This window comes from Pseudomonas palleroniana (genome assembly GCF_022836895.1).
Lineage (GTDB): Bacteria > Pseudomonadota > Gammaproteobacteria > Pseudomonadales > Pseudomonadaceae > Aquipseudomonas > Aquipseudomonas palleroniana.
This window is the reverse complement of sequence record NZ_CP092411.1, coordinates 4,669,203-4,684,120: the sequence shown is the minus strand read 5'-3', so window position 1 is coordinate 4,684,120 and position 14,918 is coordinate 4,669,203. Positions and strand designations below refer to the sequence as shown.

The 14,918-nt window shown below is 58.8% G+C and carries 10 protein-coding genes and 2 rRNA genes; 8 read left to right on the top strand and 4 right to left on the bottom strand.

What is annotated here, in order from left to right:
- The first annotated feature begins 32 nt into the window (after positions 1 to 32).
- From MJP36_RS20810 to mrdA, 3 genes are all read left to right on the top strand, one after another.
- A 23S ribosomal RNA gene (locus MJP36_RS20810) occupies positions 33 to 2,925 on the top strand.
- Positions 2,926 to 3,076: 151 nt separating this feature from the next.
- Positions 3,077 to 3,192: ribosomal RNA gene (rrf, locus tag MJP36_RS20805) — 5S ribosomal RNA — on the top strand.
- Positions 3,193 to 3,559: 367 nt separating this feature from the next.
- Positions 3,560 to 5,452 (top strand): penicillin-binding protein 2, encoded by a 1,893-nt coding sequence (mrdA, locus tag MJP36_RS20800; RefSeq protein ID WP_060752352.1) that lies wholly within the window; start codon positions 3,560 to 3,562, stop codon positions 5,450 to 5,452.
- 17 nt (positions 5,453 to 5,469) lie between these two features.
- Here the strand turns inward: mrdA and MJP36_RS20795 are convergent, their stop codons facing one another.
- Entirely contained in the window at positions 5,470 to 5,868 is a 399-nt protein-coding gene (locus MJP36_RS20795; protein ID WP_104996103.1) for a GFA family protein, read from the bottom strand.
- A 98-nt stretch (positions 5,869 to 5,966) separates the two neighbouring features.
- Here MJP36_RS20795 and MJP36_RS20790 point away from each other — a divergent pair, with 98 nt between their 5' ends.
- The 5 genes from MJP36_RS20790 (at position 5,967) to MJP36_RS20770 (ending at position 10,952) form a co-directional block, all read left to right on the top strand.
- On the top strand, positions 5,967 to 6,434 hold the full coding sequence (locus tag MJP36_RS20790) for an SRPBCC family protein (protein ID WP_090372204.1): 468 nt from the start codon (positions 5,967 to 5,969) through the stop codon (positions 6,432 to 6,434).
- A 118-nt stretch (positions 6,435 to 6,552) separates the two neighbouring features.
- Positions 6,553 to 8,910 (top strand): DNA polymerase II, encoded by a 2,358-nt coding sequence (locus MJP36_RS20785; protein ID WP_244383935.1) that lies wholly within the window; start codon positions 6,553 to 6,555, stop codon positions 8,908 to 8,910.
- Between the two features lie 73 nt (positions 8,911 to 8,983).
- Positions 8,984 to 9,562, top strand: coding sequence for a GNAT family N-acetyltransferase (locus MJP36_RS20780; protein ID WP_060752356.1), 579 nt, complete (start codon positions 8,984 to 8,986; stop codon positions 9,560 to 9,562).
- Positions 9,563 to 9,578: 16 nt separating this feature from the next.
- The gene (locus MJP36_RS20775; protein ID WP_060752357.1) at positions 9,579 to 10,211 is read left to right on the top strand and encodes a glutathione S-transferase family protein; all 633 of its coding nucleotides are present in this window, start codon (positions 9,579 to 9,581) and stop codon (positions 10,209 to 10,211) included.
- Between the two features lie 165 nt (positions 10,212 to 10,376).
- Positions 10,377 to 10,952 (top strand): DUF4174 domain-containing protein, encoded by a 576-nt coding sequence (locus MJP36_RS20770; protein ID WP_104993218.1) that lies wholly within the window; start codon positions 10,377 to 10,379, stop codon positions 10,950 to 10,952.
- A 59-nt stretch (positions 10,953 to 11,011) separates the two neighbouring features.
- Here the strand turns inward: MJP36_RS20770 and MJP36_RS20765 are convergent, their stop codons facing one another.
- The 3 genes from MJP36_RS20765 to MJP36_RS20755 are packed head-to-tail and all read right to left on the bottom strand — an operon-like array spanning position 11,012 to position 14,917.
- On the bottom strand, positions 11,012 to 12,055 hold the full coding sequence (locus tag MJP36_RS20765) for an acyltransferase family protein (protein WP_162843541.1): 1,044 nt from the start codon (positions 12,053 to 12,055) through the stop codon (positions 11,012 to 11,014).
- 22 nt (positions 12,056 to 12,077) lie between these two features.
- Positions 12,078 to 13,487, bottom strand: a complete 1,410-nt coding sequence (gene murJ, locus MJP36_RS20760; RefSeq protein WP_244383934.1) for a murein biosynthesis integral membrane protein MurJ — start codon at positions 13,485 to 13,487, stop codon at positions 12,078 to 12,080.
- 2 nt (positions 13,488 to 13,489) lie between these two features.
- Complete coding sequence (locus MJP36_RS20755) at positions 13,490 to 14,917, bottom strand: O-antigen ligase family protein (protein ID WP_104996105.1); 1,428 nt, start codon at positions 14,915 to 14,917, stop codon at positions 13,490 to 13,492.
- Between the last annotated feature and the right edge of the window lies 1 nt (position 14,918).

Sequence of the window (14,918 nt, the reverse complement as noted above, 5' to 3'; positions counted from 1 at the left end):
TCACAGTATAACCAGATTGCTTGGGGTTATATGGTCAAGTGAAGAAGCGCATACGGTGGATGCCTTGGCAGTCAGAGGCGATGAAAGACGTGGTAGCCTGCGAAAAGCTTCGGGGAGTCGGCAAACAGACTTTGATCCGGAGATGTCTGAATGGGGGAACCCAGCCATCATAAGATGGTTATCTTGTACTGAATACATAGGTGCAAGAGGCGAACCAGGGGAACTGAAACATCTAAGTACCCTGAGGAAAAGAAATCAACCGAGATTCCCTTAGTAGTGGCGAGCGAACGGGGACTAGCCCTTAAGTGGCTTTGAGATTAGCGGAACGCTCTGGAAAGTGCGGCCATAGTGGGTGATAGCCCTGTACGCGAAAATCTCTTAGTCATGAAATCGAGTAGGACGGAGCACGAGAAACTTTGTCTGAATATGGGGGGACCATCCTCCAAGGCTAAATACTACTGACTGACCGATAGTGAACTAGTACCGTGAGGGAAAGGCGAAAAGAACCCCGGAGAGGGGAGTGAAATAGATCCTGAAACCGTATGCGTACAAGCAGTGGGAGCAGACTTTGTTCTGTGACTGCGTACCTTTTGTATAATGGGTCAGCGACTTATTTTCAGTGGCGAGCTTAACCGAATAGGGGAGGCGTAGCGAAAGCGAGTCTTAATAGGGCGTCTAGTCGCTGGGAATAGACCCGAAACCGGGCGATCTATCCATGGGCAGGTTGAAGGTTGGGTAACACTAACTGGAGGACCGAACCGACTACCGTTGAAAAGTTAGCGGATGACCTGTGGATCGGAGTGAAAGGCTAATCAAGCTCGGAGATAGCTGGTTCTCCTCGAAAGCTATTTAGGTAGCGCCTCATGTATCACTGTAGGGGGTAGAGCACTGTTTCGGCTAGGGGGTCATCCCGACTTACCAAACCGATGCAAACTCCGAATACCTACAAGTGCCGAGCATGGGAGACACACGGCGGGTGCTAACGTCCGTCGTGAAAAGGGAAACAACCCAGACCGTCAGCTAAGGTCCCAAAGTTATGGTTAAGTGGGAAACGATGTGGGAAGGCTTAGACAGCTAGGAGGTTGGCTTAGAAGCAGCCACCCTTTAAAGAAAGCGTAATAGCTCACTAGTCGAGTCGGCCTGCGCGGAAGATGTAACGGGGCTCAAACCATACACCGAAGCTACGGGTATCACGTAAGTGATGCGGTAGAGGAGCGTTCTGTAAGCCTGTGAAGGTGAGTTGAGAAGCTTGCTGGAGGTATCAGAAGTGCGAATGCTGACATGAGTAACGACAATGGGTGTGAAAAACACCCACGCCGAAAGACCAAGGTTTCCTGCGCAACGTTAATCGACGCAGGGTTAGTCGGTCCCTAAGGCGAGGCTGAAAAGCGTAGTCGATGGAAAACAGGTTAATATTCCTGTACTTCTGGTTATTGCGATGGAGGGACGGAGAAGGCTAGGCCAGCTTGGCGTTGGTTGTCCAAGTTTAAGGTGGTAGGCTGGAATCTTAGGTAAATCCGGGATTCTAAGGCCGAGAGCTGATGACGAGTCATCTTTTAGATGACGAAGTGGTTGATGCCATGCTTCCAAGAAAAGCTTCTAAGCTTCAGGTAACCAGGAACCGTACCCCAAACCGACACAGGGTGGTTGGGTAGAGAATACCAAGGCGCTTGAGAGAACTCGGGTGAAGGAACTAGGCAAAATGGCACCGTAACTTCGGGAGAAGGTGCGCCGGTGAGGGTGAAGGACTTGCTCCGTAAGCCCATGCCGGTCGAAGATACCAGGCCGCTGCGACTGTTTATTAAAAACACAGCACTCTGCAAACACGAAAGTGGACGTATAGGGTGTGACGCCTGCCCGGTGCCGGAAGGTTAATTGATGGGGTTAGCTAACGCGAAGCTCTTGATCGAAGCCCCGGTAAACGGCGGCCGTAACTATAACGGTCCTAAGGTAGCGAAATTCCTTGTCGGGTAAGTTCCGACCTGCACGAATGGCGTAACGATGGCGGCGCTGTCTCCACCCGAGACTCAGTGAAATTGAAATCGCTGTGAAGATGCAGTGTATCCGCGGCTAGACGGAAAGACCCCGTGAACCTTTACTATAGCTTTGCACTGGACTTTGAATTTGCTTGTGTAGGATAGGTGGGAGGCTTTGAAGCGTGGACGCCAGTCTGCGTGGAGCCATCCTTGAAATACCACCCTGGCAACTTTGAGGTTCTAACTCAGGTCCGTTATCCGGATCGAGGACAGTGTATGGTGGGTAGTTTGACTGGGGCGGTCTCCTCCTAAAGAGTAACGGAGGAGTACGAAGGTGCGCTCAGACCGGTCGGAAATCGGTCGTAGAGTATAAAGGCAAAAGCGCGCTTGACTGCGAGACAGACACGTCGAGCAGGTACGAAAGTAGGTCTTAGTGATCCGGTGGTTCTGTATGGAAGGGCCATCGCTCAACGGATAAAAGGTACTCCGGGGATAACAGGCTGATACCGCCCAAGAGTTCATATCGACGGCGGTGTTTGGCACCTCGATGTCGGCTCATCACATCCTGGGGCTGAAGCCGGTCCCAAGGGTATGGCTGTTCGCCATTTAAAGTGGTACGCGAGCTGGGTTTAGAACGTCGTGAGACAGTTCGGTCCCTATCTGCCGTGGACGTTTGAGATTTGAGAGGGGCTGCTCCTAGTACGAGAGGACCGGAGTGGACGAACCTCTGGTGTTCCGGTTGTCACGCCAGTGGCATTGCCGGGTAGCTATGTTCGGAATAGATAACCGCTGAAAGCATCTAAGCGGGAAACTAGCCTCAAGATGAGATCTCACTGGAACCTTGAGTTCCCTGAAGGGCCGTCGAAGACTACGACGTTGATAGGTTGGGTGTGTAAGCGCTGTGAGGCGTTGAGCTAACCAATACTAATTGCCCGTGAGGCTTGACCATATAACACCCAAGCAATTTGAGTCGAAAGGCCAGATTGCGGTGTGTGAAGACGCTATGAACCGAAAGTTCGACGCTCACAAGACACCGACTTCTATTACATACCCAATTTGCTGAAGCGAAGCCGACTGGCTGCGACTCAGTACCCGAATTTCTTGACGACCATAGAGCATTGGAACCACCTGATCCCATCCCGAACTCAGCAGTGAAACGATGCATCGCCGATGGTAGTGTGGGGTTTCCCCATGTGAGAGTAGGTCATCGTCAAGATTAAATTCCGAAACCCCATTTGCGAAAGCAGATGGGGTTTTGTTTTGGGCGATCGAAAAGTGGCAAGCTGGCTGTGGCACGGCGCCCAGTGGGTTCAAGCCAATTGTCTTGAGCCGTGTGTCAGCACAGTTACTTACACCACGAGCCCCGTGCGCCTAACCTATCGGGCATCGGTCGCAAACATGGCCCCCTATGGCTTGAAGCCTTTCGAGAGCCAAAGTCCGTGTTCACCTGACAAAACACATGCCGTTGGGGAAATCGATGCAAAGTGTTTCTGCATTTTTGGTATGGTGCAGCACATTTTCACAAGGATTGATCTTTATCCGCAGGATGCGGCGTCGACCCTCTTCAACGAGATGCTGTAGAAATGCCTGAAGCGATACCGATCAAAGATCACGAAAAAGAAAACCGTTTGGTCAACAAGCGTCTGTTCGCCTGCGCGCTGCTGGTGATTGGTATCACCTGTGCTCTGGTGGGCCGCCTGTATTTTCTGCAAGTGGTGCAATACGACTACCACTCCACGATTTCAGAAAACAACCGGGTCCACGTACTGCCGATCACGCCGACCCGCGGTTTGATCTATGACCGCAACGGCGTCGTGCTGGCTGATAACCGCCCCAGCTACAACCTGACGATCACCCGTGAGCGTACGACCGACCTCAAGGGCGAGTTGGATGCCATCGTCAATCTGCTGCACCTACCCGCCGAAGACCGTGCAGTGTTCGACAAGGCGCTGAAACAAGCGCGCCATCCGTTTGTGCCCGTTACGCTATTTTATGAACTGACTGAAGAACAGATTGCCGTTTTGGCCGTCAACGAATTTCGTCTGCCAGGCGTGGACGTTGAGCCGCAGTTCGTGCGGCACTATCCGTTGGGCCCGCATTTCGCTCATTCGATCGGCTACGTCGGCCGCATCAACGAAAAAGAATCCAAGTCCCTCGATTCTGTGGAATACCGCGGTACCCAGTCCATCGGCAAGACCGGCATCGAGCGGTTCTATGAGTCTGAGCTGCATGGCCATGTCGGCTATGAGGAGGTCGAGACAAACGCCCAGGGTCGTGTATTACGCGTTCTCAAGCACACCGACCCGATCCCCGGCAAAAACATCGTGCTGAGCCTCGACGTCAAACTCCAGGAGGCCGCCGAAGAGGCCCTGGGCGACCGTCGCGGCTCGGTTGTGGCACTTGATCCACGTACGGGCGAAGTGCTCGCCATGGTCAGCAAGCCGAGCTTCGACCCGAACCTGTTCGTCACCGGTATCAGCTTCAAGGAATACGCCGCGCTGCACGATTCCATCGACCGTCCGCTGTTCAACCGCGTGTTGCGCGGTCTTTACGCGCCCGGCTCGACCATCAAGCCGGAAGTAGCCATCGCCGGTCTCGACAGTGGTGTCGTCACCGCTCAAACCCGAGTGTTCGACCCTGGTTACTATCAGTTGCCCGACTTTGACCACAAATACCGAAACTGGAATCACAGTGGCGACGGCTGGGTGGATATGGACGCGGCAATCATGCGTTCCAACGACACCTATTTTTACGACCTGGCCCACAAACTCGGGATTGACCGGTTGCATGACTACCTGGCGGAATTCGGTCTTGGTCAGAAAGTCTCCCTGGATATGTTCGAGGAGTCTGCTGGCCTGATGCCGTCTCAAGCCTGGAAGCGCGCCACACGTCGCCAACCCTGGTTCCCGGGGGAAACCGTGATCCTGGGTATCGGCCAGGGTTATATGCAAGTCACGCCACTGCAATTGGCCCAAGCCACCGCGTTGATCGCCAACAAAGGTGTGTGGAACCGACCGCACCTGGCGAAGACCATCAACGGTGTGCCGCCAGTGGATGAACATCCGATGCCCAACGTAGTCCTCAAGGACCCGCGTGATTGGGAACAGGTCAACCACGGCATGCAGCTTGTGATGCACGACCCGCGTGGTATCGCACGGGCCGCGGCGCAAGGTGCGCAATACCGCATCGCCGGCAAGAGTGGTACGGCGCAGGTGGTCGCGATAAAGCAAGGCGAACGTTACGACCGTAACAAAACCCTGGAGCGCCATCGCGACAACGCCTTGTTCGTCGGGTTTGCCCCGGCGGAACATCCGGAGATCGTCATTTCGGTCATGATCGAGAACGGTGAGGCTGGTGGCCGAGTCGCCGGCCCCGTGGTACGTCAGATCATGGACGCCTGGCTACTCGATCAAGAGGGGCACTTGAAACCCCAATATGCCGCGCCGGCCAAAGCCCCGGGCGACCCGCACGTCTAAGCCCGGCCAGGACAGGATCAGGCTGGTCGCGCCACGCACTCCAAACCCTCATGAGCCAGCCACGGCACATCGTGGCTCGTCCAGATATGTGAAGTGGGCCTGACGCCCGGGTCATCATCCAGCGTCGCCACTCGCACGATCACATGGGGCTGATGCCCGCGCTCCGCCATCAGATGTGATCCGCAACGTGAGCAGAAATGTCTCAGCTTGCCCGGCGACGATTCAAACGCCGACAGCAGCTCCTTACCCTGTATCCAGCGAAAGTGCTCACGCATCACCCCGGCAGTGGCGACGAACGCAGCTGCATGGGTTTTGCGGCAACTGTCACAGTGGCAATGGCTGATAGGCATGTCGAGGCTGTCCACCTGATAGCGCACAGCTTTGCAGAAGCAACTTCCGTTCAACGGGTCAGTCATAAGGTACGGCCGTGTCGAGGGTAGGGGCACCATCATCGCGCATAACTCAAGGTTGCGCATTGATCGATGTCGCCTACTGTCAATGGAGGAGGTGACTTATGCTTGTATTAGATCGCATCGAACGGAAAGTCTTGCTCAACGCTTCACGCAAACAGATCTGGGAGGCCCTGACCGACGCCGAAAAGTTTGGCAGTTGGTTCGGCATCGCCCTCAAAGGCAAGAGCTTCGCCGCGGGTGAAACCATCGAAGCCCCGATTACTTACCCTGGTTACGAACATGTGATGTGGAAGGCCAGGATCGAACGCATCCTGCCGCAAACCCTGTTTTCCTTCTGGTGGCATCCTTACGCGGTCGAGCAGGACATCGACTACGACAAGGAGTCCCCGACATTGGTGGAGTTCACCTTAGAGGACCGTGCGCCGGGCATTCTGCTGCGGGTTGTCGAGTCCGGGTTTGATGCAATCCCTGCCGCCCGCCGTCAAAAAGCCTTCAAGATGAACTCTCGTGGCTGGGACGAGCAAATGAACAACATAGAGACTTATCTGGGCCAAGCCCATCGGGCGTGAACCGCACGGGTTGCGGCGGGCTGCCGCCGGCGATGCCTGAATCGCACGTAAACGTGCCGTGTAGAGACGAATGCCGAGTAGAATCACGCTCTGAAAGCGATTCCTGAGGTGCGGTACGTTGGATTTACAGCAGGGTTTTGTCCTGACCCGGCATTGGCGCGACACTCCGGCGGGCACGGAGGTCAGTTTCTGGCTGGCCACGGACCATGGCCCGCGGTGTATTCGGTTGCCCGTGCAGACCTCGGTGATGTTCATTCCTCAGGCCCATCGCAAGCCGCTGGATTGGCTGCTCAAGGGCGAGCGTGATATCGAATTGCGCCCGTTGCAACTGTGCGACTTCCATCATCGTCCGGTGCTGGGCCTCTACACTCGCCAGCATCGCCAATTGATGGACTTGGAAAAGCGCCTGCGTGCCGCCGGTGTCGATGTCTACGAAGGCGACGTACGCCCACCGGAGCGCTACATGATGGAGCGCTTCATCACCGCGCCCGTGTGGTTCGGTGGCACACCTGAGGCAACGGGCGTGCTGGGCGATGCGCAGATGAAACCCGCGCCCGACTACCGCCCGCCGCTCAAGCTGGTGTCCCTCGACATCGAGACCACCGCCCAGGGCGACCTCTATTCCATTGCTCTGGAGGGCTGCGGCGAGCGCCAGGTGTACATGCTCGGCCCACCCAACAAAACCGCTGCCGTAGATTTCAAGCTCGACTACTGCGAGACCCGCGCCCAACTGCTCGAACGCCTCAACCTGTGGCTTGCCACCCATGATCCCGATGCGATCATCGGCTGGAACCTGGTGCAGTTCGACCTGCGCGTGCTGCATGAGCACGCCCAGCGTCTCAATGTACCGTTGTTGCTGGGGCGCGGCGGTGAAACCATGACGTGGCGCGAACACGGCAGCCGCAATCACTACTTCGCGGCGGCAGCGGGGCGGTTGATCATCGACGGCATCGAGGCACTGCGTTCGGCCACTTGGAGTTTCGAGTCCTTCAGCCTGGAAAACGTCGCGCAAACCCTGCTCGGCGAAGGCAAGGACATCTCCACACCCTATCAGCGCATGGACGAAATCAACCGCATGTTTGCCGAGGACAAGCCCGCCCTGGCGCGCTACAACCTCAAGGACTGCGAATTGGTCACACGGATTTTCGCCAAGACCGACTTGCTCAAGTTTCTGCTGGAGCGGGCCAGCGTCACTGGGTTGCCGGCCGACCGTAGCGGCGGTTCCGTCGCCGCCTTCACCCATTTGTACATGCCGCTGATGCACCGCCAGGGCTTTGTCGCGCCGAACCTGGGCGACAAACCACCCCAGGCCAGCCCCGGTGGGTTTGTCATGGACTCGCGTCCCGGCCTGTACGAGTCGGTATTGGTGCTGGATTACAAAAGCCTCTATCCGTCGATCATCCGCAGCTTCCTGATCGATCCGGTGGGCTTGATCGAAGGCCTCAAGCACCCCGAAGACAGTGCGTCAGTGGAAGGCTTTCGCGGTGCGCGGTTCTCTCGCACCCGCCATTGCCTGCCGTCCATCGTCGCTCGTGTTTCCGAAGGTAGGGAAGTGGCCAAGCGCGAACACAACGCTCCGTTGTCCCAGGCCCTGAAAATCATCATGAACGCCTTCTATGGTGTGCTCGGTTCCAGCGGCTGCCGGTTCTTCGATACGCGGCTGGCTTCGTCGATCACGATGCGTGGGCACCAGATCATGCGCCAGACGCGCAAGCTGGTCGAAGCCCAGGGTTACGAGGTGATTTACGGTGACACGGATTCCACCTTTGTCTGGCTGGGCAAAGCCCATTCCCAAGCCGATGCCGGCCGCATCGGCCAAGCGCTGGTCCAGCACGTCAACGCCTGGTGGCGTGAGCATTTACAGCGCGAATTCGGCCTGCAAAGTGCTTTGGAGCTGCAATACGAAACGCACTTCAGCCGTTTCCTCATGCCGACCATTCGCGGCGCTGAGGAGGGCAGCAAAAAGCGCTACGCGGGCTTGGTCGTGCGCGAGGATGGCAGTGAGGAAATGGTCTACAAGGGCCTGGAAACCGTGCGCAGCGACTGGTCGCCCCTGGCGCGGCAGTTCCAGCAGGAACTCTACCGGCGCATCTTCCATCGCCATCCCCATCAGGACTACGTGCGCGACTACGTGCGGCGCACCTTGAGCGGTGAGTTCGATGAACTGCTGATCTACCGCAAGCGCCTGCGTCGTCAACTGGATGACTACGAACGCAACGTGCCACCGCATGTACGCGCTGCACGCCTGGCCGATGACTACAACGACCGCCTGGGCCGCCCGCGCCAGTACCAACGCGGTGGCTGGATCAGCTATGTGATCACGCTCAACGGCCCGGAACCGCTGGAGGTGCGGCAGGCGGCGATCGACTACGACCATTACGTCACGCGGCAATTGCAGCCGGTGGCCGATGCGATCCTGCCGTTCGTCAACGACGATTTCGTCACCCTGGTCGGCGGGCAAATGGGCCTGTTCTAAAACACTTGCCGAAGCGCTGCGCGAGCCTGCACTCTTGCCCTCTGACGACCACTCGCAGACGGCGCAGCTCTCCATGACCCAGATCACCTTGACCGGCACTATCGTCGAACTCCAACCCTTGCAGCTCGAACACACAGCGGCCTTGCTCCAGGCCGCCGCCGACGGTGAGTTGTGGAACCTCAAGGTTACCAACGTCCCCGGCCCGGACACCATCGAGGCGTACATGGCGACCGCCTTGGCCGGGCGTCATGCCGGTACGGTCATGCCCTTCACCATCGTGCGCAAGAGCACTGGCGAGGTCGTGGGCAGTACGCGCTTCTGGAAGATCGATCGGGTCAACCGCAAGCTGGAGATCGGCCACACCTGGCTGGCGCAATCCACTCAGAAATCGGCAATCAATACCGAGGCCAAGCTGTTGTTGCTCAGCTACGCCTTCGATGTGCTCGACTGCGTGCGCGTGCAATTCACCACCGACGAACTCAACGAAAACTCTCGCGCAGCCATCCTGCGTCTGGGCGCCGTGCAGGAAGGTATCGTGCGTCACGAACGCATCATGCCGGACGGGCGCAAGCGCAACTCGGTGCGCTTCAGCATCATCGACTCGGAGTGGCCGCAGGTGAAGGCGAACTTGCAGGCCAGACTAGTGCGATAAACCAGAGGGAACGCCCATGTATACGCTCTACGGTACCGACGATTCCGGCTCATGCATGATCGAAATTGCCCTGCAACGTTGCGCGGTGCCGTGGCACCGGGTAGAGGCCAGCTCCTGGCAGGAGGGCGAGGGCACCGAAGCCCTGGCCCGTATCAACCCACTCAAGCAGATTCCCACGCTGGTCACCCCCGATGGGCAGGTGCTGACCGAAAGCGCTGCCATCCTGATCTATCTGGGCATGGCGTTTCCCGCGTCGGATCTATTGGCTGGCAACCGCGCGCAGATCCTGCGCGGCCTGCTCTACATCACCGCCAATTGCTACTCGGCGATCGGTATCATCGATTATCCGCAGCGTTGGCTGGGTAATGCGGATGAGGCGCTGCAGGCGCAACTGGTCAGTGGTACGCGACGCTATCTGCATCAAGCCTGGGTGGTGTTCGCCGATCAATTTGCCGAACAGTTGTTCGCCCCCGGCAATGTGCCGAACGCCCTGGGCATTATGGCGGCCGCGGTTTCGCACTGGGATGAGGCGCGTGAGGTATTGACCGCCTTGGCGCCAAGCTTCGCCCAGAGCCTGGCGCACGTGGATGCCGACCCCATCGTGGCACCGGTGTTCGCCCGGCATTGGCCTCTGTGGGAAGTCTCATAATGTTTCCGCAATCAGAAGAAACAATGGCGCCTGACCCCATCCAAGCCCTTGCGTCGTGGGCGTCCTGTCCTACTCTTTCGTAAAGCGGTGTAGGAATCATCCTTGAATTTGACTGTCGCACACATGAAACTCAAGAACCCTGCATGGAATTCAAAGGAGGTGCGCATGCTCATCCGGTCGCTGACCCTGGCTACCTTGATGGCTTTAACGGGGCCGCTGTTGGCCGCTGAGGATATCAACCCGCTCAAGCAAGACATGGGCAAGTCCCGTCCGCTGGTGGTTGTGGAGCTTGATTCCGGAAACTCCACCTTGGCGACTCTTCAGAAACAACTGAGCGAGCCCGCCACCAAACAATCCTTTGAAGAACGCAATATGGTGTTCTACACCGTGAAGTTCGGCAGCATCGGCGCCGAAGGGGAAAAGTTTGCCAAGGATGCCAAGGACAACAAGAAGCTGACGCCGCCGGAAACCAATGCGTTGATCCGGGCCCTCAAGCTGGGTGCCGGCAGCGGCACCAAGGTGATCCTGATCGGCAAGGACGGCGAGAAAAAAATCGAGAAGACCGTGCCACCGGATACCCTCGATTTGAAGGAGTTCTTCAGCGCCATCGACCAGATGCCCCAGGCCGAAAAAGACCTTGCGGCACCGGCTGAACCGGAACCTGCCGCAGCGCCTCCAGCCAAGGGCGCCAAATCGGCCAAGCCCGGCAGTAAGCCCGCCGCGTCACAACTTGATGACTGAACATGCATGACACGTGTGGGAGCGAGCAAGCCCGCTCCCACATCGTATGAGTGGTATTTTCAACTTTTCGGGGCTTTGCGCACCGGAAACGGAAAGTAGAAGAACCGCAAGACCGCCACACGCTTGATCACTTCCCCAATCATCAGCGGTACCACCACCGCGATCACCAGGCCCAGACAGGCCGACATGAACGGATGCAGGCCCAGGCGCTCCATGAGGTCCACGGCCTTGTGCTGGATTTCCCCGTGAAAGATCAACACGATCAGCGTTGACTGGCCGATATACGTCATCATCCGGGTCAATAGAGGCGATACCATCAGCACCCGTGCCAGCGCCCAGCACATATACACGCCGATCACCGCCAGCAGACTGGTCCACAACCAGTGGTCATAGCGCCGTTGCGCCAGGTCCATGGTGTCGCGGCTGTAAACAAACACGGCGGCGAACAGGGCGATGGAAATCACCAGGGTCAGCAGCGAGCCCTCATGCCTGCGCAGCCAGTCGCGCAGCAGGTAACCGTAGATAAAATAGGTGCTGCTGATCAGGGTGACTTCGAGGCTGAAGGGCAGGCCGGGCATCGTCCAGGTTTGCCCGCCTATGGTCACCGGTACTTGCCAGAACCACGGCAGTACCCAGATGCCGAGCAACAGTTGCGCGACCATCAGCAGGCAACTCGCTAGCAACGGCAACTTCAGATGCTGGATCAGGCGCAGCATTAACCAACTGAACAGAATCGCCACCCAGAAGTGCGGTAAAAACCACAACGCCTGCCACGGGATCGTGTCCACCGAGGCGTACAGCACACCGCCCACATCCGGCAACAGGGGCTGCCCGCGCAGCAAATCACGTACGAGCACATACATCAGCATGGTGAAGAAAAACGGCTTGAGCAGGCCATCGGCCTTGCGCACCGCCATCTCCACAAACGGCTGTTCGGGCTTGAAAAACACGCCGGACAGAAAGAAGAACAATGGCAACACAAACGAGGCGAGTATCGGATAGAGCAGGTCCAGAGAGTTGGCGACAAACCAACTATGGCCATACACGATCACCAGGATGCCGATGCCTTTGGCGATATCCATTTGAATCCAGCGTTGTTTCACGTAACGACTCCTGATCGATCATTCATGCCTTGCGCCACGGCTTCAGCCACAGCCCCATGCCCAGCAACACCACGGTGCCTGCCAGGGTACTTAGCCCCAGTTGCAGCCACACGCCTTCAATTGAAAACAGCCCCAGCGCGGCCGCGCCCATGACCAACGCACTCAGCAGCCACTGCCGCGCCCAGGGCAGGGCGGCGAGCAATGCCTGGCGCTGCATCAGCAACAGTGCCGTGCACATCACCCCGGCCAATGCGGCCAGCGGAATGCCCGCCAGGCCAAACACAAAGGGCAAGGCCGCGAGCAACAGCACATTGACCAGGCTACCGAGCAACTCGCACCGCAGCGGCTGTCGCGTATCGCCAGCAGCGTAGGCATAGCGCGCGAGCAGGGCGTTCCAGGCACCGAACACCAGCGGTACGGCGAACCAGGCCAGCAGCAATGGCAACGGCGAGTCCGCCGACTGCTTGGGCAGCAGCAGGGTGACCAGACTGGGCGCCGCCGCGACCAGGCCGACGCCGGCCGGCAAGGTCAACACGCTGGCGGTCTCCAGGCCGCGCTTGAGCAAAGCCAGGCGCTCATCGCCCTGGCGGCGGCTCATCATGCCCAGCAGCACCTGGTTGAGGCTCATCAGTGCAATCAGCGGCAGGTTCATCAACTTGCGCGCCAGGTTGACCCACGTCACCGCGCCTTCCCCCAGCAGCGAGGCCACCAGCCGCTCGATCAGCGCCAAACCTTGGCTGGCACCGTTGCTCAGCAGCAGTGGCCCGATGCGTTGCCCCAGCTCCTGCAACGGTGTGACGCTCAACTGCCAGCGCCATGGCCGCCACCCTTGGCGCCAGATCGACGGCAGCAGGGCCAGTGGCATCAACAGGCTACCGGCCAGGCAGGCCAAGGCCAGTGCGCGAGGTTCAGTCGCGGTGCCTGCCAGCGCGAGGTAAGTCACCGGCGGCAAGTTGAACAACAGCGAGCCCAAGCCCGCCAGCACAAAACGCTCGCTTGCCTGCAACGGAATACTGAATAGCGCATGCAGCATCAAGCCCGGCACGCACCAGGCCACGACCTGTAAATTACTCGCCGCCAGGGCCGTCGCGCTGGCCGCCAGCCCCGGGCCGAGTAGCTGCACCAGCCAGGGGGCCAACAGCGTCAACAACAGGCTGGTCATCAGCGCAATCAGCAGCAACGCGGGAAACAACACCGCCAGCCAATCCAGGCGTTCGCCGTCCTTGCGTTGCAGGTACAGCGGCAAGGCAGCGGCGCTCAACACACCGCCGGCCAACGACATGCGCAACGCCTCAGGCAAGAACAGCGCGATCAGGAAGGCGTCACTGCGCTCCCCGGCGCCCCAGGCCGCCACCAGCAGCCACTCGCGCGCGAACCCCAGGCACAGGCCCAGCAGGGTCGCCAGGGTCAGCCAGACGGCGGAACCGAGCATGCTTAAGGCCGCACGCCGTCAAGCAACGGTTTGCGATACGCCACTGTCTTGTCCTGCGGCAGGCGTGCCGGAAACAGGCGGCGTGCTTCCAGCACGTTGATGCCCACCATCAGCCAGAACAGCGCCACCATCACCACGGCAAAACTGAAGTAGTGGTCAAACAAACCGCTGACCAACGCTGATAGAATCCCCGCCGTGCTACCCAGCCACAGCGCGTTGTCCTTGGTCAGGCGGATCGGGCCGGCTTCCGGGCGTGCTTCACGCCACCAGCGCACGGTGACCGCTACAAACAGCAGCATGCCGACGATGCCCGTCTTGTAGATGAAGTTAAGCCACAGGTTGGAAATCCCCAGCAGATGCGTGCCCGGCACGGGCGGATCGACCTTGAAACCAATACCGAACGGATAGGCCGCCACCGCTTGGGGGAACATGCGGTATTCATCGACACGGACCTCGGTACTGGCGTTGCTCGACGAGAAGATCGTCGCCAGGCGGTCCTGCAATGGCGGGTAGGCCATCACCAGCGCCACGGTCAGTACCGCGCCGACCATCAGCAGGCGCCCGGTGTATGGCACGCGGCGCGTGGCCATCCAGATCAACACCAACGCCAGACTGACCATTGCCCCACGGCTACTGGCCAGCAGCAACGCCGCCGCCCCCAGGCATGCCACGCCCAGGCCCAGTGCACGCTTCCAGCCACGCTCGGTCATGCCGAAGCAAAATGCCAGCGGCAACAGCAAGGCCATGATCCCGCCGATGGCATTGGGGTGCATCCACGGCGAACCCATGCGTGAAGACATCGCCTCCAGGCCGAATTTCAACATGTCGAAGTTGCCGTAATTGAGCAGCGCCAGGATCGGCGCAATCCCCGCCCCTGAACGGGTGCGTATGAATACGGCGATGGACATCACCAGCATTGCCAGGGTGCCCAGCAGCAAGGCCATCACCAAGGCCTCGCGGCGTTTTTGATCCACCAGCAGCTTGGCGGTGAGGAACACGCCCGAGAGGTTCAGCAACCAGCGCAACCAGTTGGCCACGCCGCTGCTCTCGGCCTGGATGCTGACCTGGCCGACGATGAACGGGAACACGCTGAACAGCATCAGCCACAGCAGCATCTGGTCAGTCGGCCGGCGTGACAGGCTCGGCGTGTCCGGCAGGCGGGCCAGGAAGCTGTGCCACATCACGGCGCCCCAGGTCAGCGCCAGGATCGCTTCGCTCACCGTGCTGCGGATCCCCAGGTTGATGGTCGAATAGGGCATGAACGTCGCCACCAGCGCGAAGAGCAGCAAGCCCCAGAACGGAAATCGCAGGATGGTCACGGCCGCCGCGAGGCCGATCACGGCCAGGAACGCCTTGGCGGGTGAAAGTGCCAGGGCCAGCCCGCCGAACAGCAGGCCGAACAGAATCGCAACGAGGCTTGCCAGGGTTATT